The sequence below is a fragment of the Streptosporangium sp. G11 genome (assembly GCF_051192615.1).
Lineage (GTDB): Bacteria > Actinomycetota > Actinomycetes > Streptosporangiales > Streptosporangiaceae > Streptosporangium.
Map to the genome: position 1 here is coordinate 104780 of NZ_JBPJUQ010000010.1, position 25359 is coordinate 130138.

Sequence of the window (25359 nt, forward strand, 5' to 3'; positions counted from 1 at the left end):
CGGCACCGGCCGGCACCGGCCGGCGCCGGTCAGCGTCGGTCGGAATCGTCGGTGCCGAGGTTCACAATGGGCGCCATGGACAACTGGCGTGAGATCCGCGAGACGCTGCGCGAGTTCGCGCTGCGCCTGCCGGAGGCCTACGAGGACCACCCCTGGGGCGACACGGTCGTCAAGGTCAACAAGAAGATCTTCCTCTTCCTCGGCGTCGAAGAGCCGACCGAGAGATGGAGCCCGAGCGTCGGGGTGAAGCTGCCGGAGTCGAACGGTCACGCGCTGGCGGTCGAGGGCGTCAAACCGTCCGGCTACGGGCTGGGCAAGGCGGGGTGGGTGTCGATCCCCCTGATGGGCGCGCTCCCGGAGACCGAGGCGCTCCTCGACTGGGTCGAGGAGAGCTATCGCGCCGTCGCCCCCAAGAGGCTCGTCGCCAGGCTCGACGCGCCCCCACAGGACGGCGACGGGCCGGCACACGTCGGCGGGCAATCGCTCTAGCCCCTTTTCACCGCCCCTTTCCCTGTTCAGTGGACCTGGTCTCGGCGTGTCATCACATGGCCATCAATCGTGACTGTAAGCATCAACACTGTCACACCGAGTCGCTCACCGCACCGGCAAAAGCCGTATTCCGGTCAGCGGATTGGTCGCGGCCACGGACCACGCATCGAAGGGAATGCTCTCTCCATGCTCACTCCCAACCCTCAAACAAGTGACGCGATCATGCGTAAACGGCAGAAGAGGCGTCGGCCGAGGAAAGGATCGGCGATGTCCGCCCTGACCGGATCCCTCTCCGTGGCCCTTGTCGTCGCCGTGTCCTCGCCCGCCGCGTCCGCGCTCGACGATCCGCCCCCCGACTCGGACTCGTCCGTCACGTCGATCAGCACCTCCACCAGCACCACCTCGCCCGATGACACCGACACCGACACCGACGGCGACACCGACGATGACGGCGATTCGGACTCGTCCGTCACGTCGACCAGCACCTCCACCAATGACACCGACGACGGCGGCGATGACGAGGACGGTGACGGCCCCCGCCACACGCTTCTGGAGCAGGCGCGCAAGAAATGCAAGCCGAGGTCCTTCTTCAGATTCCACTCCTTCAAGCCGAGGAATTTCTTCGTTCCCCGTACGCGCTTCATCGACGGCCCCGGCGGCACGATGACGGTTTCGGTCACCCGGCAGCACCGCGTGTACGCCGAGATGGAAATAGAAAGGGAAAGAATCGGCGAGATAGACCGGAACGAATTACTCCGCCAGTTGCGAAACATGGTCAACCCGCTTCTCGCCGAGGAATACATCGTCGAGACCGGCCACGAATACGTGCAGGAGATCACCGACGGCAAGTACGGAAACATGTGGTACCGCGTTTTCGGCTACCGGGTGGGCTTCTCCGCGTGGCGCGAGGTCTACAGCTGCCGGGTGCACAAGATCGCCGCAGGGGTGGCCAGCATCCCCGCGCGGGTGGAGGGCTGGAGATACTGGGAGACCGACCACCCGATGTACAAGGGACGTCGGCTGAGCAGGCGCTGAGGCCCCGCCGGGCGGCGGGCCCTCTCAGGTGACGGTGAGGCGGTGGTTGTAGCGGTCGTCGCGCCAGTGCTCCTTCTCCAGCACCTCGGCCAGGATCACCGCCGCGTCGTAGGCGTCCGCGAAGCGGATGTAGAGCGGCACGAAGCCGAACCTGAGGACGTCGGGGGCGCGGAAGTCGCCGTGGACGCCCCGGTCGATCAGGGCGCGCATGACCGGGTAGCCGTCGGGATGGCCGAAGCTGACCTGGCTGCCCCGGCGTTCCGGATCGCGGGGCGAGACCAGCTTCAGCCCGTACGGCGCGCAGAGCTCCTCGGCGAGCTCGATGAAGATCGAGGTCAGCGCCACGCTCTTGGCCCGTACGGCGGCCAGGTCGACGCGCTCCCAGATGTCGAGCGAGGCGTTGAGCGGGGCGAAGGACATCACGTGCGGGGTGCTCACGGTGAAGCGCCGGATGCCGTCGGCGGGGCGGAAGCCGGGCTCGAACGCGAACGGCGCCGCGTGGCCGTGCCAGCCGGTCAGCATGGGCCGCGCCTCGGCCTGGTGGCGCGGGTGGACGTAGACGAAGGCCGGGGAGCCCGGACCGCCGTTCAGATACTTGTAGGTGCAGCCGACCGCGAAGTCGGCCGCCGAGACATCCACCTGGTAGGCACCGGCGCTGTGGCACAGATCCCAGATCATCAGCGCGCCCGCCGCCTGGACCGACGCGGTGACCCGCGCCGTGTCGTGGCGGGCCCCCGTCCGGTAGTCCACCTCCGACAGCAGCACGCACGCGACATCGTCGGAGAGGACGTCGGCGAGGTTCTCGACGCCGGTGACGTCGCGGATCTCGTAACCGTCCAGCGCCTCGACCAGCCCTTCGACCACGTAACGGTCGGTGGGGAAGTTGGCCAGGTCCGAGACGACGACCCGGCGCCCGGGACGCAGGCCCAGGGCGGCGGACACGGCCTTGACGATGGCGATCGAGGTGCTGTCGCCCACCGCCACCTGGCCGGGGCCCGCGCCGATCAGCGGGGCGATCCTGTCGCCCGTGGTCAGCGGCAGGTCGAACCAGCCGGAGACGTTCCAGGCGCCGACCAGACGGCCTCCCCACTCCTGTTCCACGGTCCGCGTCACCGCGGCCGCCGCGGCCTTCGGCGGGGCACCGAGGGAGTTGCCGACCAGGTAGATCGTCCCGTCGGGCAGGACGAACTCGTCCCTGATCTGCTTGAGGGGGTCGGCGGCGTCGAGCGCGACACACTCCGCACGGCTGATGGCCAAGAGTCGTCTCCCGGTTAGGTGACTGGCAACAACCCTCCCATAATGCCGTCAATGCCGGATTTCATAGCATTCCGGACCGGCGATCAGGCGTCAGCGTCCGAGGAACCTGATGGCGTTGCCGCCGAGCAGCTTGGCGCGGGCGGCGTCGGAGAGGAAGTCCGCCCGGCGGATCAGCGAGCCCACCGGCGACTCGCCCAGCGGGTAGGGGAAGTCGGAGCCGAGCATGACCCCGTCCTCGCCCATCGTGTCGACCAGCAGCCGCAGCGCCCGCTCGTCGAACACGACCGAGTCCACGCTGAACCGGTCGAGGTAGTGCGACGGGGGAAACTCCGAGACCCCGACCAGGTCGGCGCGGCGGTGCCAGGCGTTCTCGAACCGGCCGAGCCAGAAGGCGAACGAGCCGCCGCCGTGCGCGAAGCACAGGCGCAGCGTCTCGGGCACCCGGTCGAGGACGCCGCCCAGGATCAGGGCCAGCACCGACAGGTGAGTCTCGGCGGGCATGCCGACCAGCCACTGCGCCATCCAGCGCTCCAGCCGGGGGCCTCCCGCCATGTCCCAGGGATGGACGAACACCGGCGCGCCCACCGAGGCGCAGTGCTGGAGGAACTGGACGACTCCCTCGTCGTCGAGATCGCGGTCGCCGACGTGGTTGCCGATCTCGACACCCGCGTGCCCGGAGGCCAGGCACCGGTCCAGCTCGGCGCAGGCCAGGTCGGGGTCCTGGAGCGGCACCTGGCAGAACGGCACCAGCCGCTCGGAGGCGCAGATCTCCAGCGCCAGGTCGTTGAACACCTTCGCGGCCCGTACGGCCTCGGCCGCCGGGCGCTCGTAGGAGAAGAAGACCGGCGTCGGCGAGACGACCTGGACGTCCACCCCGTCGGCGTCCATCCGCTCCAGGCGGACCGAGGGATTCCAGCAGTCGTCGGCGATCCGGCGGAACTCCCGGTCCCCGAGCAGGATCATGGCCTCCCGCTCGGAGTCGATCCTGAGCCTGGGCGCCCCCGGCCAGCCGAGATCGGGCCAGCCCTTCGGGACGTGGTGCGTGTGCACGTCGACGATCAACGGCTATCCCCTGCCGGGGTGGACGGTGCCGCAGTTCTCACAGGTGCGCGCCTTCTCGTCGTCGTAGAACGCCTGGAAGATCGGCGGCAGGTCGGTCACGATGTCGCGGACCTGGAGCTCGACCTCGTGGACCACGCCGCTGCACTCCGGGCAGTACCAGAGGAACCTCTCCAGCACGCCCTCCGGCCTGATCCGCTCCACCACCAGGCCGACCGACCCCTCCTCGGGCCGCTGCGGCGAGTGCGGCGTGTTCGGCGGGAGCAGCCACATCTGGCCCTCGCGCACGTGCACGGTCTCCGGCCCCTCGGGGGTCATGACGTTGACATGCATGTTGCCGCGGATCTGGTAGAAGAGCTCCTCGTACGGGTCGATGTGGAAGTCGGTCCGCGCGTTCGGGCCGCCGACGACCATGACGATGAAGTCGCTGGAGCCCTCGAAGACCATCTTGTTGCCCACCGGCGGCTTGAGCAGGTGGGCGTGCTCGTCGATCCACTTGGTGAAGTCGATGGGCGGGATCACTGGCGTTCCTCCGGTCGGTGGGCCACGGCCTGAATCTCGATGAGCAGGTGCGGGTGGGGCAGCTGGTGGACGGCCACGGTGGTGCGTGCCGGGCCGGTCTCGTCGAAGTACTCCGCGTAGACCGCGTTGTATCCGCCGAAGTCATTGATGTTCACCAGGTAGGTGGTGATCTGGACGAGGTCGCTCAGATCGGCGCCCGCCGCCCTGAGGATGTCGCCGATGTTCTCTATCACGGCCCTGGTCTGCTCGGCGATGTCGAGCGTGACCGTGCCGAACTCGTCGGCCTCGGCTCCCGCGATCGTGTTGTCGGGCCTGCGCGAACTGGTCCCGGACACGTACAGGAAGTCTCCCGCCCGTTTGACGTGCGGAAACCTTCCTCGCGGCGTGGCCTTCCCCGCGACGACGAGCCCGTCGCTCATGATTCCTCCCTCGAAGCCCCTGAAGCCCCCGAAGCGGGTTCCGGCGCGGAGGCGGTGAACGAGACCGAGCCCAGGTGCTGGATCTCGGCCCGCACCCGCGCGCCGGGCACGAGCGGCTCGGCGGGCGTGGCGGCGCCGGCGAGGAGGACCCAGCCCGGCTCCAGGACCACCCCCGCCTGGAGGGCCAGGCGCGCGGCCTCCGCGAGGGCCCTGCGCGGGTCGCCCAGGATCGCGCCGGTCGATCCGGCGTGGACCACCCGCCCGTCGATCTCCAGGACGACGCCCAGGTTCCACCGCGACGGGTCGTACGGCTGCCAGGGGCCGACGGCGTACCCGGCGGCCGAGGTGTTGTCGGCGATCACGTCGGGCAGCGAGAACCTGAAGTCCTCGTAGCGCGAGTCGATGACCTCGATGCCGGGCGCGACGGCCGCGATGGCACCGGGCGCGAGCGCGTCGCCCGGCGACGCGATGCGCCGCCCGATGAGGTAGGCGACCTCCGGCTCCACTCTCGGATGGATATATCTCGAAATATCCGCGTACGAGCCGTCGAGGATGGCCGACGACTCCGGCACCCGGCCGAAGATGACGTCGTGCACGCCCATCTGGCGGCGCTTGCCCTCGCTGGTGAAGCCCAGCTTCACCCCGGCGAGCCGATCCCCCCGCTCCAGGCGGAGCCGGATCAGCTCCTCCTGGACCCGGTAGGCGTCGGCCACGCCGTAGTCCTGCTCGGGCCTCGGCACCGCGCGGCCGGTGCGGGCGGCCTCGTCCAGGACGGCGGCGAGCTTGTGCGGGTCGGTCATGACCGCTCCCCCGTCCGTGCCAGGTCCAGCGCGATGTCCACGATCATGTCCTCCTGCCCGCCCACCATCCCGCGGCGGCCCGCCTCGGTCAGGATGGTCCGGGTGTCGACCCCGTACCGCGCCGAGGCCGCCTCCGCGTGCCGCAGGAAGCTGGAGTAGACCCCCGCGTAGCCGAGCGTCAGCGTCTCCCTGTCCACCCGGACCGGCCGGTCCTGCAGCGGCCTGACCAGGTCGTCGGCCGCGTCCATCAGGGCGTGCAGGTCACAGCCGTGCTCCCAGCCCATCAGGTCGGCCACCGCGACGAACACCTCGATCGGGCAGTTGCCCGCCCCCGCGCCCATCCCCGCCAGGGAGGCGTCCACCCGGTAGGTGCCGTTCTCCACCGCCACGACCGAGTTGGCCACGCCCAGCCCCAGGTTGTGATGGGCGTGGATGCCGATCTCCGTACCCTCGTCGAGCCCCGAGCGGTACGCCCTGACCCGCTCCCTGACCCCGTCCATGGTCAACCGGCCGCCGGAGTCGGTCACGTAGACACAGTGGGCGCCGTACGACTCCATGAGCGCGGCCTGCCGCGCCAGCTCCTCGGCGGGGGCCATGTGGGACATCATCAGGAACCCCGCCACGTCCATCCCCAGCTCTCGCGCGGTGGAGATGTGCTGGGCGGAGATGTCGGCCTCGGTGCAGTGGGTGGCGACCCTGACCGAGGTGACGCCGAGGGCGTGGGCGCGCCTGAGGTCTCCGATGGTGCCGATGCCGGGCAGCAGCAGGGTGGTCAGCCTCGCCCGCCGCACGGCCCCGGCGACCGCCTCGATCCACTCGTCGTCGGTGTGCGCGCCCGCTCCGTAGTTGAAGCTGCCCCCGGAGAGGCCGTCGCCGTGCGCGATCTCGATGGCCGCCACCCCGGCGGCGTCGAGGGCCGCGGCGATCTCGGCGGCCTGGGCGACGGTGTAGCGGTGCCGGATGGCGTGCATCCCGTCCCGCAGTGTCACGTCCTGCACGTACAGCTTCACGCGTCCACCTCCGCGTCCACGGCCCGGTCCGACAGCTCGGCCAGGCGCTCGGCCGTGCGCAGCGCGGCGGAGGTCATGATGTCGAGGTTGCCCGCGTAGGCGGGCAGGTAGTGGGCGGCGCCCTCCACCTCCAGGAAGACGGTCACCTTGACGCCGCCGTCGCGGGTGCCGTCGGGGAGCGGCTCCCCGGCGGGAACCGTCTCGAACTGCACGTCCTGCTTGAGCCGGTAGCCGGGCACGTAGTCGTTGACCCGCGCCACCATCTCCAGCACGGCGCCCGCCACCTCCGCCACGGTCGTCTCGTCGCACTCGTCCACCAGGCAGTAGACCGTGTCGCGCATGATCAGCGGCGGCTCGGCCGGGTTGAGGACGATGATCGCCTTGCCCTTCGCCGCCCCGCCGACCCGCTCGATCGCCCGGGAGGTCGTCTCGGTGAACTCGTCGATGTTGGCCCGCGTGCCGGGCCCCGCCGACCGGGAGGAGATCGAGGCGACGATCTCCGCGTACCGGACGGGCACCCGCGAGGCGACCGCCGCGACGATCGGGATCGTGGCCTGCCCGCCGCAGGTGACCATGTTGAGGTTCGGCTCGGCGAGGTGGGCGTCCAGGTTGACCGTGGGCACCACGTACGGGCCGACGGCGGCGGGGGTCAGGTCGATGACGCGCTTGCCGTGCGCCCGGAGCACCCGGTCGTTGTGCCGGTGCGCGCCTGCGGAGGTCGCGTCGAGGACGACGTCCACCTCGGCGAACCCGGGCAGCGCGACCAGCCCCTCGACGCCCTCGTGAGTGGTGGCGACCCCTCGGCGGCGGGCACGGGCCAGGCCGTCGGAGTCGGGGTCGATGCCCGCCATCGCGACGACCTCGACCTTCTCCGACAGCAGTGCCTTGAACATCAGGTCGGTGCCGATGTTCCCCGAACCGATAATGGCGATTTTCACGAGAGGACCGCTTTCCCGAGTTCCGCGAGTTCCGCGAGTTCCGCGAGTTCCGCGAGTTCCGCGAGTTCCGCGAGTTCCGCGAGTTCCGCGAGTGGACGGGGTCCGTGAGCTTTCACGAGAAGACCGTCCTGACCGAGCCGAGGCCCTCGATGTGGGCCTCGAACGCGTCGCCCGGCTCGACGTCGACCATCGGGCCGAGCGCGCCGGTGAGCACGACGTCCCCGGCGCGCAGCGGGAAGTCCGTACGGCCCAGCGCGTCGGCCAGCCAGACCGCGGCGTTGAGCGGATGCCCGAGACAGGCCGCCCCCGCGCCGGTGGAGACCTCCTGCCCGCGCCGGTTCATGGTCATCCCGGCCAGGCGCAGGTCCAGGCCGCGCAGGCTCGCCGGGGTGTTGCCGAGGACGAACGCGCCGCTGGAGGCGTTGTCGGCGATCGTGTCGACGAGCGTGATGTCCCATCCCGCGATGCGGCTGTCGACGATCTCGATCGCGGGCAGCGCGAAGTCGACCGCCCGGATGACGTCGGCGACCGTGAACGGGCCGCCCTCCAGGTCGTCCCCGAGGACCAGCGCGACCTCCGCCTCGACCCTGGGCTGCAGGAAGCGTCCGGTCGGCACGGGCAGGCCGTCGAGATAGGCCATGTCGGCGAAGAGCATCCCGAAGTCGGGCCGGTCCACGCCGAGCTGGCGCTGGACCGCCGCGGAGGTCAGCCCGATCTTCCTGCCGACCAGCCTCCGGCCCTCGTCCAGCGCCCGCCTGGTGTTGATCTCCTGTACGGCGTAGCCGGTCTCGGCGCTCCCGCTCGGCAGCGTCTCGCGCACCGGGGCGCACGGCTTGCCGCTCCTGGCCGCCTCCAGCAGCCGGTCGGCCGCCTCCGCGTGCACGTCGGTGGCCTCGCTCCACTCAGTCATGTCCAGGCTCCAGCTTGATGGTGATCGTGGTGGGCTCGGAGTAGAAGTCCAGTGAGCGCGTGCCGCCCTCCCGGCCGATGCCGGACAGCTTCACCCCGCCGAAGGGCGTGCGCAGGTCGCGCAGGTACCAGGTGTTGACCCAGACCAGCCCGGCCTCCAGCGACCGGGCGACCCGGTGGGCCCTGCTCAGGTTGGAGGTCCAGACGGTCGCCGCCAGGCCGTACTCGCTGTCGTTGGCCAACCCGACCGCCTCGGCCTCGGTGTCGAACGGGGCGATGTGGCAGACCGGGCCGAAGATCTCCTCCCGGTTCACCCGGGAGGTGTGCGGCAGGCCGGTCAGCACGGTCGGTTCGACGTAGTAGCCGCCGTCGCGGTCGTCGCCGAAGCGCGGCACCCCGCCCCCGACGTGGATCTCGGCGCCCTCGTTCTTGGCCAGCTCGTAGTAGGAGAGCACCTTGTCCCGGTGCTCGGCGGAGATCATCGGCATCATCGTGGCGTCCTCGTCCGAGGGGCGGCCGAACCGCAGCTCCCCCGCGCGCCTGGCCAGCCGCGCGGTGAACTCCTCGAAGACGGCCCGCTCCACGTAGAGCCGCTCGGTGCACAGGCAGACCTGGCCGCCGTTGGTGAAGACCGACCGCACGCTCCCCTCGACGGCCGCGTCCAGGTCGGCGTCGGCGAAAACCAGCCCGGCGTTCTTGCCGCCCAGCTCGAACGAGACGGGCTTGACCCGGTCCGCGACCGCCTTCATGATCGTCGACCCCGTGCGGCTCTCGCCGGTGAAGGTGACCGCGTCCACGCCGGGGTGCTCCACCAGGAACTGGCCGGTGGAGCCGCCGCCGAAGCCGTTCACGACGTTGAGGACGCCCGGGGGCAGGCCGATCGAGGCGGCGATCTCCGCGAGCACCGCGACCGAGCCCGGCGTGTGCTCGGAGGGCTTGACCACGACGGTGTTGCCCGCGACCAGCGCGGGGCCGAGCTTCCAGGTCGCCAGCAGGAACGGCAGGTTCCACGGCACGATCACCGCGACCACGCCGAGGGGCTTGCGGACGGTGTAGCTCAGCACGTCCGTCAGGTGGAACGCGTCCTCCGGGTGCTGGGCCGCGATCTCGGCGAACGACCGGAAGTTCGCGGCGCCGCGCGGGATGTCCAGGGTGCGGGTCTGGGTGACCGACTTTCCGGTGTCGGCGATCTCCGCCGCCACCAGGTCCTCGAACCGCTTCTCGATCGCGTCGGCGAGGCGGCGCATCCACGCGGCGCGCTCCGCCACCGGAAGCGCCGCCCACGCGGGAAGGGCCTCCCGGGCGGCGGCCACCGCCCTGTCGACGACGGCCTGGTCCGCCTCGCGGACCTCACGCACCGGCAGACCGGTCACCGGGTCGTGGGTGACGAACGTCGCGCCCTCGGCGACCGGCACCCCACCGATGAAGTGGTTCACCTGGTCATACAAGACTGCTCCTCGGGATGTACTCCTCAGGGTCACTACGTACGGGTATAGAGCCGTGAGTGGCTCGTAGGCAAGAATGTGTTCCGTGAAACGGAACCCCGATCGGCTGTCCGTGCTGGAGAAATCCTGGCTCGTACTCGACGCGTTCCGTCCCACGGGAGGACCACTGCGCCTGACCGACGTCGCCGGGCGCTGCCACCTGCCCAAGACCACCGCCTTCCGGTTGCTCACCGAGCTGGCCGCGATCGGCGCGGTCACCCGCCGTCCGGACGGTTACTATCTCGGCCGCCGCCTCTTCGAACTCGGGAGCATCGTGCCCCTGGAGCGCGACCTGAGACACGCGGCGCTGCCCTTCATGCACGACCTTTACGAGGCCACCCACGAGACCGTCCACCTGGGCGTGCGCGACGGCCTCGACGTCGTCTACGTCGAGAAGATCCGCGGTCAGGAGACCTTCGCCCTGCCCTCGCGCGTCGGCGGGCGCCTCCCGCTGACCTGTACCGGGATCGGCAAGGCTTTGCTCGCCTACTCGGGGCCCGACCTGATCGACGAGGTCCTCGGCCGCCCGCTGCGCCGGTTGACCCCGCACTCGATCGTCGACCCCCGGCGCCTGGAGGAGGCCCTCGGCCAGATCCAGGCGGCGGGGCTGGCCTACGAGCGCGAGGAGGCCCAGCTGGGCGGCGCCTGCATCGCGGCCCCGGTATTCGGCGACGGCGTGGCCGTGGCCGCGCTGTCCGTCTCGGTGCCGCTGGCCCGCTTCCAGCCCACCCGGCTGGCCCCGGCCGTCAAGGCCGCCGCCCTGGGCATCTCCCGCGCCCTGGCCAGGACCATCTGACGGCCCCTGCGTCTGCCCGCACATCTGTCCGCGTTCGACGGGTATGCGGTTCACTGGCCGTTCGTCGCCATACGCCAGGTCGCCGTACATCAGGTCGCCATACATCAGCAGGAGGATCCCGTGGAAACTCGCACCGAGACGGTCACCGTCGCCGACGGCTCGTTCGACCTGCATCTGTGGCTGCCCCCGGCCGGCCGGGGCCCGGTCGTCCTGCTGATCCAGGAGATCTACGGGGTCGGGCCGTACATCAGGAAGGTCGCCGAGGATCTGGCGGCGCTCGGGTACGTCGTCGGCGCCCCCGACCTGTTCTGGCGGATCCGGCCCAACTGGGTGTCCGGCCACGACGAGGCCGGAACGGCCCTGTCGATCGAGATGGCCTCCACGTTCGACGTCCCCCACGGGGTGGCCGACTCGGCCGTGGCCCTGGCGCACCTGCGGGGACTGCCCGAGGCGGAGGGCGGGGCCGGGGTGGTCGGATTCTGCCTGGGAGGCTCGATCGCCTACCTGCTCGCGGCCACGGTCGAGGTGGACGCGGTCCTGTCGTTCTACGGATCCGCCGTGCCCGACGCCGCGGGCATGCTGGAGAAGGTCACCTGCCCGCTGCTGTTCGTGTTCGGCGGTTCCGACCCCTACATCCCGCGAGAGCGGGTCTCCGTGGTGGAGAAGGCCGCGGCCGGGCGGTCGAACGTCGAGATGTACGTCGCCGAGGAGGCCGGGCACGCCTTCCACAACCACGAGGCCCCGCAGTTCCACCAGCCGGAGGCCGCGCGGGCCGCCTGGGACCGGGCCGTGCACTTCCTCGGACGCAACCTCGCCCCGTCCTCCCTGCCCTGAGGCGCCTCACACTTCCGTGGGCGTCGTCGGGGCGCCCGCGGGCGCGGGCGAGCCTCCGTACGGCGGTGAGGCTTCGTGGGGGTGTCCGTGGGCGCGGTGAGACTTCGCAGGGGCGTCCATGGGCAGGCGGAACCTCCGTACGCGCGGTGAGGCGTCGTGGAGGTGTCCGCGGGCGCGGAGGGTCCTTCGACGCGCGGTGAGGCGTCGTGCGGCGAGGCCATTCAGGTCCGGCGCCCGAGGAGGCGCCCGATGAGGACCCTTGCCTGAAGGTCACCTTCTCGTAACCTCGGAGGCCGCCCGGCGGGCCTTCGCGCACCGCATCATTGCCTCATGCACCAGGCGTGGCAGCAGTGGGGGAACATCGTTCTGACGGCCTTCCTGGCGGTCCCCGCGGTCGTCGTGGCCGTCCGCCTGCCGGCCCTCCGGCGCGCCCGCGCCGGTCATCCCCTCCCCGCGCGCACCGCCCTGGCCGACGTGGTCGCGGTGGCCGGGACCGCGCCCTGGATCTGGATGATCCTCACCCCCGGAGCAGGCGTCTCGGGCGTCAGCCTCGTCCCGTTCGCGGACCTGTGGGCGACCCTTCACGGACCGGGACAGGCGGCGTTCGTGCAGGTCGGGGGGAACCTTCTGGTGTTCGCGGCACTCGGGGCCATGCTTCCCGTCCGTTCGGCGCAGTTCGCGTCACTCGCCCGGATCGCGACCGTGGCGGCCGGGGCGTCGCTCACCGTGGAGGTCCTCCAGTACGCCCTGCGCCTGGGGCGGGTGAGCTCCGTCGACGACGTGATCGTCAACGCGGCGGGGGCCGTGCTGGCCGCGGTCGTCACACGCCGGTGGTGGGCCGTCCGAATACCGGCCCGGACCGTTCCACAGTAACGGACCGGGAAAACTCTTTAAGATCGCCACACGGGCACGATCCTCCCAAAAGAAGCACGATACCAACCTCCGTATCTGTGCGATCGTGGACAAGGCGGGGCAAGTTCTCTGGAGACGCCAAACCCGGTTGGTGACAGAGGGTGATCGAACGTGCAGCAGTCCCCGGTACCTCCCGAGCCCCCGATCTATCGGCGCATCGCCGACGGGCTTCGCGAAGCGATCCTGTCCGGCGATCTCCGAGACGGGGATCGGCTTCCGGGCGAGAACGCCCTGATGGCGAGACACGGCATAGCCCGTGCCACCGCCAGGCAGGCCCTGTCCGTACTAATCAACGAAGGACTGGCCGTCCCCAAACGCGGGTCGGGGGTGTACGTCAGGCAGTTCCGCCCCATCAGGCGACACGGTTCCCGGCGGCTCTCCCACGACCAGTGGGGACGCGGTGAGGCCATCTGGGACTCCGACACCAGGGGCCGCCCCTACACCGTGGACGAGGTGGACATCGACCGGGAGACCGCCGAGGACGCCGTGGCCCGGGTGCTGGGCGGCTCCGACGTGTGGGTCCGCAGGCGGCGCTACTCCGTGGACGAACGGCCGGTGCAGTTGTCGGTCTCCCATTTCCCCGCCGCCCTGGTCGAGGGAACCGCGATCACGAGAGAGGACACGGGCCCCGGAGGCGTCTACGCGCGCCTCGGCGAGCTCGGCCACGCCCCGGCGCACTTCACCGAGGAGATCCGGGCCCGCATGCCCCACCCCCACGAGACCATCCAGCTTGACCTCCCCGCGGGCACCCCGGTCATCGTGATCGCCCGGGTCGCCCGCACCGCCGACGGCGTCGCCGTCGAGGTCAACGAGATGGTCCTCGATGCCGCCTCTTACGTACTTCAGTACGACTTCGACTCATAGATCAAGGCCATCCGTCAACCGATAGGTTGACCTGTCCCTCGCGATCATTGATTTCTCTAGAGAAGTGCCTCACCGTCAGAGGTGGAACGTCGCAAAGACGGGCCTGGGCGCGGGGAAGGTGCACGGATGTCTTTCGACCGACATCTCGCTGAAATCGCCCGGGAGTTCCCCGACTGGACGATCTGGCGGAGCGACGCGGGCAGGTGGTGGGCGACCCGCCACCACCCGCTGACCTCCGCCCAGCGTGACGTCGGCTGCGCGATGACCATCGACGCGGACGATCCGGAAGGGCTGCGCGAGCAGCTACTCGACCAGCAGGAACGTTCCGGCGACACGGAGCCGAGGACGGACACCTGAAGACCGCCCGGTGCCGGGGTGAGCGGATCCGATGCGGTCCCGGCGCCGGGCCCCCAATCGCGGAAGTCCCCGACCCTATCGGGGGCGGGGGCTTCCGCTTGATCTCCGCACCGCTCCCGGCCCTCCCGGCTCCCCGGGCCACATCGAGCGCTCCGGACCGTTCCGGTCCACGCGGAGCCACGGATCTCCACGACCCCGCGCGACGCCTCCAGAACCGCGCGAGCCCGCTCACCGCCTCCAGCGGGACGATTCGCTCACCCGCCTACTTCCTGGGGGCGGCGTACTTCTCCTCGTTCCTCCCGGCCTTCCCCGCGGCCGGGCCGAGGTCGGTCGCGTCGGCGGGGTCGTCGTACACCTCGACATGCGTCTCATCGGAACGGTCGTCGTCGCGGCCACGCCGCTCATCCGCGGCGCCGGTGGGGGCGTCGTCGTCCACGATCACGCGTACGGACTCCAGGTCGGCCGAGCCGTCGAACCCGGCGTCCCGCGCGTCCTCGGACGCGTCCTTGGGCGCGTCCTCGGATCCGGCGCGGCGGGAGTGCCCGGTCTGTCCTGACGGCGCCTCCGCGCCGTCGAATGCGCCGTCGGGTGCGGCGTCATCCCCCGCGTCGGACGCGCTCCGAGCCTTGTCGGGAGCCTCGACCGAAGCGGGACCGGACTCGGGTGCGGTGACGGGAACGGGACCGGTGACGGACTCGGGACCGGTGACGGACTCGGGACCGGTGACGGACTCGGGACCGGTGACGGACTCGGGACCGGTGACGGGTGCGGAATCGGCGACGGGGGCGGCCAGCGCGGCCTGGATGCGCGCAGGGGGGAGCACGGAGCTCTCGTCGACGAGGGGCCCGGCCACGCCCTCGCGGTGGAGCAGGTCGCCCAGGACGGCGCCCATCTCGTGCAGGCGGCGCATGACCTCGTGGTGGGTGTCGGTGAGGTACACGACCCGGCGGCCGGTGGTCTCGTCCAGGGCGGCGGCGCGCTGCTGGGCCGTCGACAGGGTGGAGTGCGCGTCGGTGTTGGCGGCCAGGACGGTCGCCTCCGCCTCGGCGCGGGCGGCGCCCAGCGTGGAGTCGGCCTCGGCACGGGCCTCCTGGACCGTCCGCTCGGCCTCGTTCCTCGCCGAGGTGACCATCCGGTCGGCCTCGGTACGGGCGCCGCGCAGGGTCTCCTCGGACTCGGCACGGGCCGCGTTGAGCGTCTCCTCCGCGTCGTTGCCGGCCTGGGAGAGCATCTGCTCGGCGGCGGCGGTGGCCTCGGCCACCCGGCGCTCGGCCTCCTGCTGCGCGGCGTTCAGTATGCCCTCGGCCCGGTCTCGGGCGGAGGTGATCAGACGCTCGGCCTCCATGATCGCGTCGTCGCGAAGCTTGATCGCCTCGGCCTCGGCGACCTGCTTCTTGGAGGTGGCCTCCTCCTCGCCCAGTTTCAGGATCTGGCTGAGCCTCTGGCCGAGCTCGTCATAGTCCTGCGGGGCGTCGGAAAGCCTCCTGCGGACCTCGGCGAGCTCGATCCGGCCTTGCTCGGCCTGGTCGATCGCGCGCCCGAGCCGCTCCTCCAGGTCGCGGATCTGGTGGCGGTGGCGGTCCATGTAGTCGTGAACCTGACGACGGCTGTAGCCGCGCATGACGACCTCGAACGAGTCCTCATGCATCAGGTCGGGAAAGCTGTCGTGCTGGTTTGTCATGGCACTGCCCGTGGAGGTCGTGTGGCGGGAAAGGAGACGTCAGGAGACGACTTTCCTGCTTACTGCCCAAGTCCGCAACCGGAACGCCCCACCTGCTTGCGGAAATACCGGACAGACCGACCCCTCGTACCATCGTCCTCATGAACGCCAAGCCCTACATCGCCGCCCTCGACGGCGACGCGATCCCGCGGATCCATCCGGACGCCTACATCGCCCCCGGAGCGGTGGTCGTCGGAAGGGTACGGCTGGGCCGTGCCGCGAACGTCTGGTACGGCTCGGTCCTGCGCGGCGACGACGAGGACATCGAGGTCGGGGAGGAGTGCAACATCCAGGACCTATGCTGCCTGCACGCCGACCCGGGTGAGCCGGCCGTGCTGGAGCCCCGGGTGAGCCTCGGGCACAAGGCCATGGTGCACGGGGCCCACGTGGAGACCGGCGCGCTCGTGGGCATCGGCGCGATCGTGCTGGGCGGCGCCAGGATCGGCGCGGGATCGCTGATCGCGGCGGGCGCCCTGGTGACGCCGGGGAAGCGGATCCCGGCGGGGGTGCTCGTCGCGGGCGTCCCCGGGAAGATCGTCCGTGAGCTCACGGACGACGACCGCGCCTCGTTCGCCCGTACACCGGACGGCTACATCGCCAAGGCGGCCCGTCACCGGGCCGCGACCGCCCTCCCGCCGGCCTGAGCGGCACCGACACCTCGAACGCCCCGAACGACCCGGGCGACCTTGAACGAGCTCGGTGACCTGGGCGGCCTCGGTGACCGGACGTCCGGAAACCTGAAGGTCCGAACGCTCCGGACGCCCGGGTGTCCGGGCGTCTCGGGATCCCCCGGCCCCCGGCCGCACCGCACGCCCCCCGACGCGGCGGCGGGGAGAGCCTTACGATCGTGCAAGGCCCGATCGGGGGATCGCGGGGCCTGGCACGACCTTGACCGAAGGGAGGCAGGGGCAGCCCGTCCGTGACGCAGGTCATGGGCCCTCGCCCCGGAATGCCGATGACCGGCATGTGGCAGTGGGATGGGTTCGACGCCATCGAGAACGACGTGCGGACCATGGTCGCCGACCACCGGTGGGTGACGCTGCCGCCGCTCGCGCGCGCCCAGGCCATCGCGCAGCGCACCCTGGCCACCCCGGACGGCGGGCGCTGGCTGTTCGGCGCGCACGCCCGGTGGTACCGCCAGGACCCGGCCGACGGCCGCTGGTACCTGACCGCTCCCCCCGCCGACCGGGACTTCCGCGCCGCGGCGCACGTGATCCACGTCACCTCGATGATCATGCCGCACCTGATCCCGGCCGGGTCCGACTTCGCCGCCGACCGGGGGTCGGTCCAGGGGTTCGTCGGTCCCGACGTGCCGTACAAGATCACCGAGCGGGTCCGCGAGCTGCTGATCGCCCAGCGCGGCAGGCGCAGGGAGGACTTCCCGATCAGCGGGCCGTTCGCCGGGCTCTTCGCCGGGGAGGTGGCCAGTCCCGTCGCCACGATCTGGGGCACGCTCATGTGGTGCGCCTACGCCCCCGCCTTCGACGGCAACGAGGTGCTGCTGTCGATGTTCGGGGAGTTCCTGGCCCGCCCGCTTCCCGGCGACGAGTGGGTCCGTTGGCTGCCGCCCACCTCGCTGGGCGACCTGGTCGCGCTGTACGGCGAGCGGGTCAGGGCCGGGCACCCGGAGGCGGGCCTGCGGCTGGTCGCGCTGATGGCCGACACCGCCGCCGTGGTGCGTGAGGACCCGAGGTTCAGGCCGAGGGCCGACGCCCTGCTGTCCATGGTCGAGCCGCTGCTCCGCCGGGCCTGCCAGGATCCCGCCGTGGCCCACCAGGGCGACGACGCCGTACGGCACGCGTGGCTTTCGCGCTGCCCGCCCCACATGACGCTGCCCGACGCCTCGCCCGGCGAGTACTTCCAGCACGCGCTCTACGACCTGGTCCAGGCGTTGGGCTTCCTCGCCCCGATGGGCGCCGACCCCCGGGCGGTGGCCGCCTCGCTGCTCGCCGCCGACCTGTCGGCCTTCGCGCCCAGGGCGGCGGACGGTCTTTACCCGTGGCTGGATCCCGAGCTGCGGCACATCCTCCACGTGGTGCTCACCGACGCCTCGCACCCGCTGCGGGGGTGCTGGCCGCGCTCGGGCGAGCTGCCCCCGGCGCTCCACCCGCCGGACCGGGCCGCGGCGGCGGCCCTGCTCGGCGCCGCCTACGCCACCGGGCTCGCGTGGTGCCGCCTCACGGGGACCGAGATACCGGAGCGCGGATTCGCGACGGCCTCGGCGGTCGTGCATCGGCTGACGCACGAGCGCGACGACCCCGCCCCAGGCGTATCGGGAACTTACCCCCGGCACTTCTGACACGCGCCAGTATGCTTAAACCACAAATAGAGTTATTTCATCCTTACTCTCCCTATATCCTTCTAGCCCCCCACGCATCAGACAATTAGCTGAATTGTGATCTCGTAAACGGGAAATGATCCCCCGTGAGGACGTGCCGGGCGGGGCGAGGAATGGTCCCGATGGGCCATGGGCACCGATGACCGCCCGCCGTAACCTCGAAGTGGGTGTGGGCTGCGGAAGGAAGGACGACGCGGTGGGGCACGACGACCTGGACTCTAGGGTCCACGACCGTGTCGCGTTGGACGAGATCGCGCTCTATGCCGAGGTGCTGTCCGCCGTCGCGATCAGCGAACGGCCCCTCACCTTGGTGGAGCTCGACAACGCGCTCGGATTGAGCGCTTCGGCTGTTTGCTGAAGCCTCGGGAAGAACCGTTTCCAAGACCTGGTCCCGGACCCTCCAACGGGGTCCGGGACGTGGTCGGAAAAGATAGTCATGTGACTAGTCACGAACGGACGAGACGGGCGATCGCGGCAGACGCCTCCTTGACCTTCTCCTCCGCCTCCGGCCCCCCGGTGTTGATGGCGTCGGCGACGCAGTGCCCGATGTGGTCCTCCAGGAGGCCGAGCGCCACCGCCTGGAGCGCCCGTGTGGCGGCCGAGACCTGGGTCAGCACGTCGATGCAGTAGGCATCCTCTTCGACCATCCGCTGCAGGCCCCTGATCTGCCCCTCGATGCGCCGTAACCGGGTCAGATAAGCCTGCTTGTCACCGCTGTACCCATGCATGTCCCAACGGTACCGGTGTCAGGCACGGCGGGACGTAGCCGCGATCAGTTTCTCCCAGCGGTCGGCCACCGAGGACGCGCCGTGGCCCGCCGCGACCTCCAGGGCGCCCGCGGCCAGTTCCCTGCGCCGCCGCTCGTCGTCGATGAGCGCGAGCAGCGCGGACGCGTACGCCTCGATCTCGTCCTCCCCCTCGGCGACCAGCACCCCGTTCCGCCCGTCGGCCACGAACTCACCCGGGCCCCGGGGAGCGTCGAACGCGATCACCGGCACCCCGCTGGCCATCGCCTCGATCACGGTCATCCCGAGCACCTCCGTCCTGGAGGTCGTCGCCACGATCGACGCCTTGGCGAACTCGCCGGTCAGGTCGGAGGTCGTCCCCATGAAGTAGACGTGGTTGTGCAGGTCGAGGTCGCCGACCAGGGCGCGCAGGCGTTTCTCCTCCGGGCCACCGCCGTACAGGCGCAGCCGCCAGTCGGGGCGCTTGCCCGCGACGACGGCGAACGCGCGGATCAGCCGGTCGTGGGCCTTCACCGGCACCAGGCGCCCTCCCGCGGCGACGATGCGGTTGTCCATCCGCGAGCGCGGCCACGGCCCGGCTGGCAGCGCGTCCGGGATCACGCTGACCGGGACGTTCCCGCCCAGCAGGTCGTCCCACTCCCGCCGGCTCGTCTCGGTGGCGGCGGCGACCGCGTCCAGGCGCGGGTAGAACTTCCTGATCGGCCCCGGCACCGGCGGCCGGCCCCACTCGCGGGCGATCCGCGTGACGTCGCGCGGCACGTGCCTGGCCGCCTGGACGCTCAGGCCGGGCCGGGTGCTGATGAGCACGTCGGCCCGCAGCCCGCGCAGCCGCCGCCAGAGGGCGACCTCGGTGCGCATCTGGCCCCGCGGGAGCAGGTACCTGACCCCCGGCCGGGCGTCGACCACCCAGGAGAGCGTCACGCCGGCCGCCACCGGGAAGAACGGTTTCTCCCGTTGGCGGCGGACGCTGACGATCTCGACCTCGTGACGTTCTGCCAGCTCTCCCGCGAGGTTGACGATCGAGCGGACGTCACCGCGCATGCCGTAGACGGAGGGGGTGAGCAGGCAGATCCTCACCCGCCTACCTCGATCCTGAGCTCGTCGTCCGCCGTGTAGCAGGGACGGATCGGCACCCCGTCGATCTGCGCGGCGGGATAGTGCAGGCGGCGGCGCTTGCCGTCGACGTCGTCCAGCCGGGAGCCCAGCCGGAGCGGTGTGGCCACGCCGCGTACCTCCAGCGAGGGTTCCCAGGTGCCGGTCTGGTCGGGGGCGGCGGCGAGCACGTCGCACAGTGAGAGCGCGGCGTGGAAGCGCACGCCCTGGACCGTTGCAACAGAGGTCAGCTCGGCGTCGGGCCGGCTGCGGCGCAGGGCAAGCTTCGCCTCGTGCCGCGCCTCGTCGTCGTCGAGGCCGGTGAAGGCCAGCAGCCCGGTGACCTCGAAGCGCCCCTCCCTGAACCAGACGGAACGGACCTCCGCCGCCGGCCGGGCGTCGTCGACCTTCAGCGCCAGGAAGCCGTTGCGGGTCCGGTAGGCGCGGTAGGCCAGCGTGCGGCGGCTCAGCGCGTACGCGTCGAGGTGGTCGAGGGAGAATCCGGGATCGACGCTGCGCAGCCGCGTGCGCGCCGTGCCCTGTTGCAGGTAGGTGTCCCAGCGGCCGGGACCGAGTTCGAGCGGGGCGAGCGAGACCGCCAGTTCCGCCTCGCGCATCTGTACGTCCGGAGTGCCCAGCGGCACCCGGCTCTCGACCGAGGTGGCCCGGTTACGCAGGACCAGTTCGGTGCCGTCGGCCAGAGGCTCGTCGACGGCCAGCCGAAGTGAGAGAACATCGGCCAGGGTAACCTCGGCATCGCTGACGACGACGGGCATCGTCAAGCCCCCTCCCCGTTGAATGAGCTACGCGACGTTGAGGTTACCGTGATTTTCCCGTTATGTGGAGAAAGGTTTTCGGACCTGACGTCCTTTTCCCGTTGACTTGACCCTATGTCAGAAGGAACATCGGGAAGATGTCCCTTCTGACGGCGAGCGATCGGGTGTCAGGAAGCCTCGACGGGCTGGCCCTTGATCGACTTGATCAGCAGCTGTGAGACGTCGACGACCTCCAGCGTCTCCTTGGCCTCACCCGTGTTCTTCTTCTCGTTGATCGAGTCACCGAGCATGACCAGGCAGAACGGGCACGCCGTGGAGATGGTGTCCGGCTCGGTGGTCAGCGCCTCGTCCACGCGCTCGGTGTTGATGCGCTTGCCGAGCCGCTCCTCCATCCACATCCGCGCGCCGCCGGCGCCGCAGCAGAAGCCGCGGTCCTTGTGGCGGTGCATCTCCTGGGTCTTCACCCCGGGCACCTTGGCCATGATGTCGCGGGGCTGGGAGTAGACCTTGTTGTGGCGGCCGAGGAAGCACGGGTCGTGGTAGGTGATCTTCTCCTCGATCGGCGTGACCGGGACCAGCTTGCCCTCGTCCACGAGCTTGGCCAGCAGCTGGGTGTGGTGCACCACCTCGTAGGTGCCGCCCAGCTGGGGATACTCGTTGGCGAGGGTGTTGAAGCAGTGCGGGCAGGTCGCGACGATCTTCTTGACCCCGGCCTCGTTCAGCGTCTCGATGTTCTGCTTGGCCAGCATGTCGAAGAGATACTCCATGCCCAGCCGGCGCGCCGGGTCGCCGGTGCACGCCTCCATCGGGCCGAGCACCGCGAACTTGACCCCCGCGACGTGCAGCAGCTCCGCGACCGCCTTGGTGGTCTTCTTCGCCCGGTCCTCCAGGGCCCCGGCGCAGCCGACCCAGAAGAGGTATTCGGTGTCGTCGGGCATTTTCTCGTCGATGAGCTGGACCTCGATGGGGTCGACCTCGCGGCCGGCGAGCTCCTCGATCCAGTCGGCCCGCTTCGTCTCGGACATCCCCCACGGGTTGCCCTTGTTCTCCAGGTTCTTGACCATGACGCCGGCCTCGGACGGGAAGTTGGACTCCACCATCGCCTGGTAGCGGCGCATGTCGAGGATGTGGTCGATGTGCTCGATGTCGACCGGGCACTGCTCGACGCAGGCGCCGCAGTTGGTGCAGGACCACAGCACGTCGGGGTGGATGACGCCGTCCTCGCCGACCAGCGGCTTGTCCAGCAGGGCCAGCACGTCCTCGTGGAAGCCCGCGCGCTGCTCCTCGGTGGCCGTCAGGTACGGCGCGATCTTGAAGGCGTGGTCGCGCTGCTCCAGGATCAGCATCTTCGGCGACAGCGGCTTGTCGGTGTTCCAGGCCGGGCACTGGTCCTGGCATCGCCCGCACTCGGTGCAGGTGTAGAAGTCGAGGAAGCCCTTCCAGGTGGTGTCCTCGATCTTGCCCCGGCCGAGCCTGTCTCCGTCGAGCTCCTCGTCCTCGAAGTCGACGATCTTGCCGTCGATCCGCATCGGCTGGGCCGGGCCGTTGCCGTCGGGACGCCGGGAGAACGCCACGTTCAGCGGCGCGGTGAAGATGTGCAGGTGCTTGGAGTTCACCACGATCACGAGGAACACCAGCATGACGCCGATGTGCAGGAGCAGGCCGACGTGTTCGAGCATCTCGTTGGCCGAGGGGCCCAGCGGGCGCAGCAGGGCGGCGACCCCGTCGGAGGCGAACGCCCCCGAGGCGTACGGCAGGTTGCCGGTGTTGGCCGCCGCGCCGCGGAAGAGGAGCATCGTCCAGATCACGTTGAAGATCATGAAGAGGACGAGCCAGGCACCGCCGAGGTGCGACCCGAAGAAGCGGGACCTGCGGCCCAGCTTCTTCGGCGAGTTCTTGATCCTGATGATCGCGAAGGCGAGGAGGCCGATCAGGGCGGCTACCGCGATGAAGTCCTGCAGGAAGCCCAGGATCGCCCACGTCCCGACGAGCGGGATGTGGAAGTCGGGGGTGCCGGTGACGGCCCCCTGGATCAACGCGCCGTACGCCTCCACATAAACGGTGACCAGGATGAAGAACGCCCACATGACGAAGAAGTGCGCGACGCCCGACGCCGTCCACTTCAGCAGCTTCCGCTGCCCGAAGACCTCGACCAGCTGGGCCTTGATCTCCTCACCCAGGTGGGTCCTGGCGTACTCGACGCGCTCGGGCGCGGAGGGCCCGATCGTGGCGAGCTTGTACAGGAACAACACGCGGCGCGCGGCAAGCGCGACCGCGACGGCTGTCATGACCAGCCCGATGATCGCTACCCAGAGCACGGGTCCTCCCACAGACGGCGTTGGCTGCCAGCGTACGACCGCCGGTCATCCACGATGACAAGGGGTCTCCCCGAATCCTACCGATGAGTAACTTCTCTTCGTACCGGGACCCGCGGCGACCGTGGTCACCCTATGGTCCACACCGTTCCCAGAACAATGCTCTGCACGCCTCCCGGCGGCGTCGAAATGACCGGGAAGACCGCCGGGACATCGGGACGGGCCTGAACGGGGGACCTGGAACGGGTCGGGAGACCCGGGTGGGCGGGCCTGGACGCGAAGGGAAGGCTACCGGGGCGGGGCGAGGTAGCCCTGGATCGTGGGGGTGAGCAGTTCCACCAGCTCCTCCTGGTCCGCCGAGGCCAGCGGCTCCAGTTTGAGGACGTAGCGCATCAGGATCACGCCGAACATCTGCGCGAAGGCCACCTCCATCCGGATCAGCGGGATGCCCATGCTCTCCGCGACCCGGTTGAGGACCGCCCGGGTCATGAACTCGCGGATCATGACGACCATCCGCTCGTTGGTCATCGCGGTGCGGACCAGCGCCAGCACCGGCTGGCGTGCCTCGGCCTCCGAGGTGATCGTCAGAATGAGCCGGACCAGCCGCTCACCGACCTCCTCGCGGGGCCCCGCCATGAGCACCCCGAGGACGTTCTCGGGGTTGATCGGCAGCTCCATCGCCTCGACGAACATCCCCTCCTTGCCGGAGAAGTAGTGGTGGACCAGCGCCGGGTCCACCCCCGCCTGCCGGGCGATGCCCCGGATGGTCGCCTTGTCGAACCCCTTCTCCGCGAAGGTCTCACGCGCCGCCGCGAGGATCTGCCCCCGCGTGTCGGCCGACCCCGGCCTGCGCCCCGGACGCCTCCTGGCCCCCGTGGAGGACCCGTTCCCGGCCGGGGTGCTCACGACGGGCTCACTCATGCGGGGGTGGAGGCCGCGAGGTGCAGCCGGGCGAAGGCCAGCGCCTCCGTGAGGTCGTCGATCCGCTCGGAGCGGCTGGTCGCCCTGCGCGTGTTGATCTCCAGCACGACCAGCCCGGAATAGCCGTTGCCCGCCATCCGCTCCAGGATCGGCGCGCACGGCTGGCCGCCCCGCCCGGGAACCAGGTGCTCGTCCTTGTTCGGCACTCCCATGCCGTCGGCCAGGTGCAGGTGGGCGAGCCTGTCGCCGAGCTTGGTGAACATCTCCAGGGCGTCGGACCCGGACACCGCCGTGTGCGACAGGTCCAGCGTGACCTGCGGGAAGTCGTAGTCGACCGGGTTCCAGTCGGGGGAGTAGGGGACGACCTCGTTGCCCCTGGCCTTCAGCGGGAACATGTTCTCCACCGCGAAGACCACGTCGGTCTCCTCACGCATCCGGGCCAGGCCGACCTCGAAGTCGCGCGCGTAGTCGCGCTGCCAGCGGAAGGGGGGATGCACCACGACCGTCCTGGCGCCGACCCGCTCGGCGGCGCGCTGCGCGCGCTCGAGCTTGGCCCACGGGTCCTTGCCCCACACACGCTGCGTCACCAGCAGGCACGGCGCGTGAATGGCCAGGATCGGCATCTGGTAGTGGTCCGACAACCGCTCCAGGACGTCGACGTCCTGGCTCACGGGGTCGGCGCCCACCATGATCTCCACGCCGTCGTACCCCAGGCGTGCGGCCAGTTCGAAGGCGTCGGGAGTACGTTCGGGATACACCGACGCGGTGGACAGCGCGATCTTCGCGCTGGATACACGGACGCTCATACCGCTTCCTCGTCTCCGGCTCGGAGCGCGCACTCGCGAACATCGCCGGGCCGACCGGCCCACTCGCTCAAGTCGCTCACCTTTGCCAGCCTAAGCGGGTCCGGAGAGCAGTGCTGTCCGCCACCACCGACGCGCCCGAGATCACACCATTACGGTGAAGGCATGCCGAGGTTCTTGCGGGGCGCCATCCCCAGCCCCAACATCTGGAACACCCCCCAGACCTACGAGCTGGAGAACCGGGCGGTGGATCCCGAGGGGCGCGCCGAGGCCGCGATGGCGGCCATCCGGTCGTGGACCGGGGCGACGGTCCTCGACGTCGGCTGCGGCACCGGCTACCACCTGCCCGCCCTCGCCGCCACGGCCACCCGCGTGATCGGCGCGGAGCCGCACGAGGACCTCGTCCTGCTGGCCAGGCGCCGCTGCCGCACCCTGCGGAACGTCGAGATCCACACCGCCACCGCCCAGGCCCTCCCGCTGCCCGACGCCTCCGTGGACGTGGCCATCGCCCGCTGGGCGTACTTCTTCGGCCCCGGATGCGAGCCGGGCCTGGCCGAGCTCTCCCGGGTGATGCGGCGCGGCGGCGCGGCCTTCGTGATCGACATCGACACCACCCGCGGCGCCTTCGGCCGCTGGTTCGGCCAGTCCATCCCCGCGTACTCGGCCAGGTCCGTCGAGAGCTTCTGGAACCGCCAGGGCTGGCAGACGAACAAGCTCGACCTGCGCATGTCCTTCGAGCGCCGCGCCGACCTGGAGGCGGTGCTCCGCATCGAGTTCACCCCCGCGGTCGCCGAGCGGGCCATCGCCGAGACCCCCGGCCTGGAGATCGCCTACCCCAACGTGCTGCGCTGGAAGCTGTTCTGAACCTCCTCCGCGGACACGGTCGTACGGGCCTCGCGACACCGGCCGGTGTCGCACGGGCGGCCTCCGCGGGCCCGGCCGGGAACAACGGGACGGGGGCTT

At 70.5% G+C, this 25359-nt stretch carries 27 protein-coding genes; 10 read left to right on the forward strand and 17 right to left on the reverse strand.

Annotated elements, in window-relative coordinates; translation table 11 throughout:
- The first annotated feature begins 75 nt into the window (after positions 1-75).
- Positions 76-489 carry an MmcQ/YjbR family DNA-binding protein gene (locus ACSDR0_RS13215; RefSeq protein WP_435289063.1) on the forward strand — a complete coding sequence of 138 codons (414 nt, stop codon included), beginning with the start codon at positions 76-78 and terminating at the stop codon, positions 487-489.
- 203 nt (positions 490-692) lie between these two features.
- Here ACSDR0_RS13215 and ACSDR0_RS13220 read toward each other — a convergent pair whose 3' ends face one another.
- Positions 693-1169, reverse strand: coding sequence for a hypothetical protein (locus tag ACSDR0_RS13220; protein ID WP_435289064.1), 477 nt, complete (start codon positions 1167-1169; stop codon positions 693-695).
- Positions 1170-1260: 91 nt separating this feature from the next.
- Between ACSDR0_RS13220 and ACSDR0_RS13225 the strand changes: the two genes are divergently transcribed.
- Positions 1261-1524: a hypothetical protein gene (locus ACSDR0_RS13225; protein ID WP_435289065.1), complete on the forward strand. Its 264-nt coding sequence runs from the start codon at positions 1261-1263 to the stop codon at positions 1522-1524.
- 24 nt (positions 1525-1548) lie between these two features.
- On the opposite strand, the gene kynU is transcribed toward ACSDR0_RS13225, so the two are convergent.
- The 9 genes from kynU to ACSDR0_RS13270 all read right to left on the reverse strand — a co-directional run bounded on the left by kynU (position 1549) and on the right by ACSDR0_RS13270 (position 9886).
- Entirely contained in the window at positions 1549-2781 is a 1233-nt protein-coding gene (gene kynU, locus ACSDR0_RS13230; RefSeq protein WP_435289066.1) for a kynureninase, read from the reverse strand.
- A gap of 90 nt (positions 2782-2871) precedes the next feature.
- On the reverse strand, positions 2872-3843 hold the full coding sequence (locus ACSDR0_RS13235; RefSeq protein ID WP_435289067.1) for an amidohydrolase family protein: 972 nt from the start codon (positions 3841-3843) through the stop codon (positions 2872-2874).
- 3 nt (positions 3844-3846) lie between these two features.
- Positions 3847-4362: a 3-hydroxyanthranilate 3,4-dioxygenase gene (locus tag ACSDR0_RS13240; protein WP_435289068.1), complete on the reverse strand. Its 516-nt coding sequence runs from the start codon at positions 4360-4362 to the stop codon at positions 3847-3849.
- Positions 4359-4781 (reverse strand): RidA family protein, encoded by a 423-nt coding sequence (locus ACSDR0_RS13245; protein ID WP_435289069.1) that lies wholly within the window; start codon positions 4779-4781, stop codon positions 4359-4361. Before ACSDR0_RS13245 ends, ACSDR0_RS13240 begins: the two co-directional genes overlap by 4 nt.
- The gene (locus tag ACSDR0_RS13250) at positions 4778-5581 is read right to left on the reverse strand and encodes a 2-keto-4-pentenoate hydratase (protein WP_435289070.1); all 804 of its coding nucleotides are present in this window, start codon (positions 5579-5581) and stop codon (positions 4778-4780) included. Before ACSDR0_RS13250 ends, ACSDR0_RS13245 begins: the two co-directional genes overlap by 4 nt.
- Positions 5578-6591, reverse strand: coding sequence for a 4-hydroxy-2-oxovalerate aldolase (gene dmpG / locus ACSDR0_RS13255; RefSeq protein WP_435289071.1), 1014 nt, complete (start codon positions 6589-6591; stop codon positions 5578-5580). The genes ACSDR0_RS13250 and dmpG overlap by 4 nt, the downstream gene beginning before the upstream one ends.
- Positions 6588-7529, reverse strand: coding sequence for an acetaldehyde dehydrogenase (acetylating) (locus ACSDR0_RS13260; RefSeq protein ID WP_435289072.1), 942 nt, complete (start codon positions 7527-7529; stop codon positions 6588-6590). Before ACSDR0_RS13260 ends, dmpG begins: the two co-directional genes overlap by 4 nt.
- A 112-nt stretch (positions 7530-7641) precedes the next feature.
- Entirely contained in the window at positions 7642-8439 is a 798-nt protein-coding gene (locus ACSDR0_RS13265; protein WP_435289073.1) for a 2-keto-4-pentenoate hydratase, read from the reverse strand.
- Positions 8432-9886, reverse strand: a complete 1455-nt coding sequence (locus tag ACSDR0_RS13270; protein WP_435289074.1) for a 2-hydroxymuconic semialdehyde dehydrogenase — start codon at positions 9884-9886, stop codon at positions 8432-8434. The genes ACSDR0_RS13265 and ACSDR0_RS13270 overlap by 8 nt, the downstream gene beginning before the upstream one ends.
- Before the next feature lie 73 nt (positions 9887-9959).
- Between ACSDR0_RS13270 and ACSDR0_RS13275 the strand changes: the two genes are divergently transcribed.
- The 5 genes from ACSDR0_RS13275 (at position 9960) to ACSDR0_RS13295 (ending at position 13685) form a co-directional block, all read left to right on the forward strand.
- Positions 9960-10718 carry an IclR family transcriptional regulator gene (locus ACSDR0_RS13275; RefSeq protein WP_435289075.1) on the forward strand — a complete coding sequence of 253 codons (759 nt, stop codon included), beginning with the start codon at positions 9960-9962 and terminating at the stop codon, positions 10716-10718.
- A gap of 120 nt (positions 10719-10838) precedes the next feature.
- The gene (locus ACSDR0_RS13280; RefSeq protein ID WP_435289076.1) at positions 10839-11552 is read left to right on the forward strand and encodes a dienelactone hydrolase family protein; all 714 of its coding nucleotides are present in this window, start codon (positions 10839-10841) and stop codon (positions 11550-11552) included.
- Between the two features lie 330 nt (positions 11553-11882).
- Complete coding sequence (locus ACSDR0_RS13285) at positions 11883-12425, forward strand: VanZ family protein (protein WP_435289077.1); 543 nt, start codon at positions 11883-11885, stop codon at positions 12423-12425.
- Between the two features lie 150 nt (positions 12426-12575).
- Positions 12576-13328 carry a GntR family transcriptional regulator gene (locus tag ACSDR0_RS13290; RefSeq protein WP_435289078.1) on the forward strand — a complete coding sequence of 251 codons (753 nt, stop codon included), beginning with the start codon at positions 12576-12578 and terminating at the stop codon, positions 13326-13328.
- 126 nt (positions 13329-13454) lie between these two features.
- Positions 13455-13685 carry a hypothetical protein gene (locus tag ACSDR0_RS13295; RefSeq protein WP_435289079.1) on the forward strand — a complete coding sequence of 77 codons (231 nt, stop codon included), beginning with the start codon at positions 13455-13457 and terminating at the stop codon, positions 13683-13685.
- 262 nt (positions 13686-13947) lie between these two features.
- Here ACSDR0_RS13295 and ACSDR0_RS13300 read toward each other — a convergent pair whose 3' ends face one another.
- Positions 13948-15366, reverse strand: coding sequence for a hypothetical protein (locus ACSDR0_RS13300; RefSeq protein WP_435289080.1), 1419 nt, complete (start codon positions 15364-15366; stop codon positions 13948-13950).
- A 140-nt stretch (positions 15367-15506) separates the two neighbouring features.
- On the opposite strand from ACSDR0_RS13300, the gene ACSDR0_RS13305 reads away from it, so the two are divergent.
- Both ACSDR0_RS13305 and ACSDR0_RS13310 read left to right on the forward strand, forming a co-directional pair.
- Positions 15507-16049 carry a gamma carbonic anhydrase family protein gene (locus ACSDR0_RS13305; RefSeq protein WP_435289081.1) on the forward strand — a complete coding sequence of 181 codons (543 nt, stop codon included), beginning with the start codon at positions 15507-15509 and terminating at the stop codon, positions 16047-16049.
- Positions 16050-16360: 311 nt separating this feature from the next.
- Positions 16361-17704: a hypothetical protein gene (locus ACSDR0_RS13310; RefSeq protein ID WP_435289082.1), complete on the forward strand. Its 1344-nt coding sequence runs from the start codon at positions 16361-16363 to the stop codon at positions 17702-17704.
- Between the two features lie 485 nt (positions 17705-18189).
- On the opposite strand, the gene ACSDR0_RS13315 is transcribed toward ACSDR0_RS13310, so the two are convergent.
- From ACSDR0_RS13315 to ACSDR0_RS13340, 6 genes are all read right to left on the reverse strand, one after another.
- Positions 18190-18471: a metal-sensitive transcriptional regulator gene (locus tag ACSDR0_RS13315; protein WP_089210077.1), complete on the reverse strand. Its 282-nt coding sequence runs from the start codon at positions 18469-18471 to the stop codon at positions 18190-18192.
- An 18-nt stretch (positions 18472-18489) separates the two neighbouring features.
- Positions 18490-19566: a glycosyltransferase gene (locus ACSDR0_RS13320; protein ID WP_435289083.1), complete on the reverse strand. Its 1077-nt coding sequence runs from the start codon at positions 19564-19566 to the stop codon at positions 18490-18492.
- On the reverse strand, positions 19563-20357 hold the full coding sequence (locus ACSDR0_RS13325; RefSeq protein ID WP_435289140.1) for a hypothetical protein: 795 nt from the start codon (positions 20355-20357) through the stop codon (positions 19563-19565). The genes ACSDR0_RS13320 and ACSDR0_RS13325 overlap by 4 nt, the downstream gene beginning before the upstream one ends.
- A gap of 167 nt (positions 20358-20524) precedes the next feature.
- On the reverse strand, positions 20525-22675 hold the full coding sequence (locus tag ACSDR0_RS13330; RefSeq protein WP_435289084.1) for a (Fe-S)-binding protein: 2151 nt from the start codon (positions 22673-22675) through the stop codon (positions 20525-20527).
- Between the two features lie 285 nt (positions 22676-22960).
- Positions 22961-23593, reverse strand: a complete 633-nt coding sequence (locus ACSDR0_RS13335) for a TetR family transcriptional regulator (RefSeq protein ID WP_435289085.1) — start codon at positions 23591-23593, stop codon at positions 22961-22963.
- Positions 23590-24399 carry a sugar phosphate isomerase/epimerase family protein gene (locus ACSDR0_RS13340; protein ID WP_435289086.1) on the reverse strand — a complete coding sequence of 270 codons (810 nt, stop codon included), beginning with the start codon at positions 24397-24399 and terminating at the stop codon, positions 23590-23592. Before ACSDR0_RS13340 ends, ACSDR0_RS13335 begins: the two co-directional genes overlap by 4 nt.
- Positions 24400-24561: 162 nt before the next feature.
- On the opposite strand from ACSDR0_RS13340, the gene ACSDR0_RS13345 reads away from it, so the two are divergent.
- A complete protein-coding gene (locus ACSDR0_RS13345; protein ID WP_435289087.1) occupies positions 24562-25260 on the forward strand; it encodes a class I SAM-dependent methyltransferase in 699 nt (232 codons plus the stop codon).
- The last annotated feature ends 99 nt before the right edge of the window (positions 25261-25359 follow it).

Coding starts and splice junctions, on each gene's coding strand:
- ACSDR0_RS13335 (WP_435289085.1), bottom strand. CDS start 23,593: ATGAGTGAGCCCGTCGTGAGCACCCCGGCCGGGAACGGGTCCTCCACG.
- ACSDR0_RS13250 (WP_435289070.1), bottom strand. CDS start 5,581: ATGACCGACCCGCACAAGCTCGCCGCCGTCCTGGACGAGGCCGCCCGC.
- ACSDR0_RS13265 (WP_435289073.1), bottom strand. CDS start 8,439: ATGACTGAGTGGAGCGAGGCCACCGACGTGCACGCGGAGGCGGCCGAC.
- ACSDR0_RS13325 (WP_435289140.1), bottom strand. CDS start 20,357: ATGCCCGTCGTCGTCAGCGATGCCGAGGTTACCCTGGCCGATGTTCTC.
- ACSDR0_RS13225 (WP_435289065.1), top strand. CDS start 1,261: ATGGTCAACCCGCTTCTCGCCGAGGAATACATCGTCGAGACCGGCCAC.
- ACSDR0_RS13285 (WP_435289077.1), top strand. CDS start 11,883: ATGCACCAGGCGTGGCAGCAGTGGGGGAACATCGTTCTGACGGCCTTC.
- ACSDR0_RS13300 (WP_435289080.1), bottom strand. CDS start 15,366: ATGACAAACCAGCACGACAGCTTTCCCGACCTGATGCATGAGGACTCG.
- ACSDR0_RS13310 (WP_435289082.1), top strand. CDS start 16,361: ATGACCGGCATGTGGCAGTGGGATGGGTTCGACGCCATCGAGAACGAC.
- ACSDR0_RS13315 (WP_089210077.1), bottom strand. CDS start 18,471: ATGCATGGGTACAGCGGTGACAAGCAGGCTTATCTGACCCGGTTACGG.
- ACSDR0_RS13245 (WP_435289069.1), bottom strand. CDS start 4,781: ATGAGCGACGGGCTCGTCGTCGCGGGGAAGGCCACGCCGCGAGGAAGG.
- ACSDR0_RS13295 (WP_435289079.1), top strand. CDS start 13,455: ATGTCTTTCGACCGACATCTCGCTGAAATCGCCCGGGAGTTCCCCGAC.
- ACSDR0_RS13345 (WP_435289087.1), top strand. CDS start 24,562: ATGCCGAGGTTCTTGCGGGGCGCCATCCCCAGCCCCAACATCTGGAAC.
- ACSDR0_RS13340 (WP_435289086.1), bottom strand. CDS start 24,399: ATGAGCGTCCGTGTATCCAGCGCGAAGATCGCGCTGTCCACCGCGTCG.
- ACSDR0_RS13305 (WP_435289081.1), top strand. CDS start 15,507: ATGAACGCCAAGCCCTACATCGCCGCCCTCGACGGCGACGCGATCCCG.
- ACSDR0_RS13275 (WP_435289075.1), top strand. CDS start 9,960: ATGTGTTCCGTGAAACGGAACCCCGATCGGCTGTCCGTGCTGGAGAAA.
- ACSDR0_RS13215 (WP_435289063.1), top strand. CDS start 76: ATGGACAACTGGCGTGAGATCCGCGAGACGCTGCGCGAGTTCGCGCTG.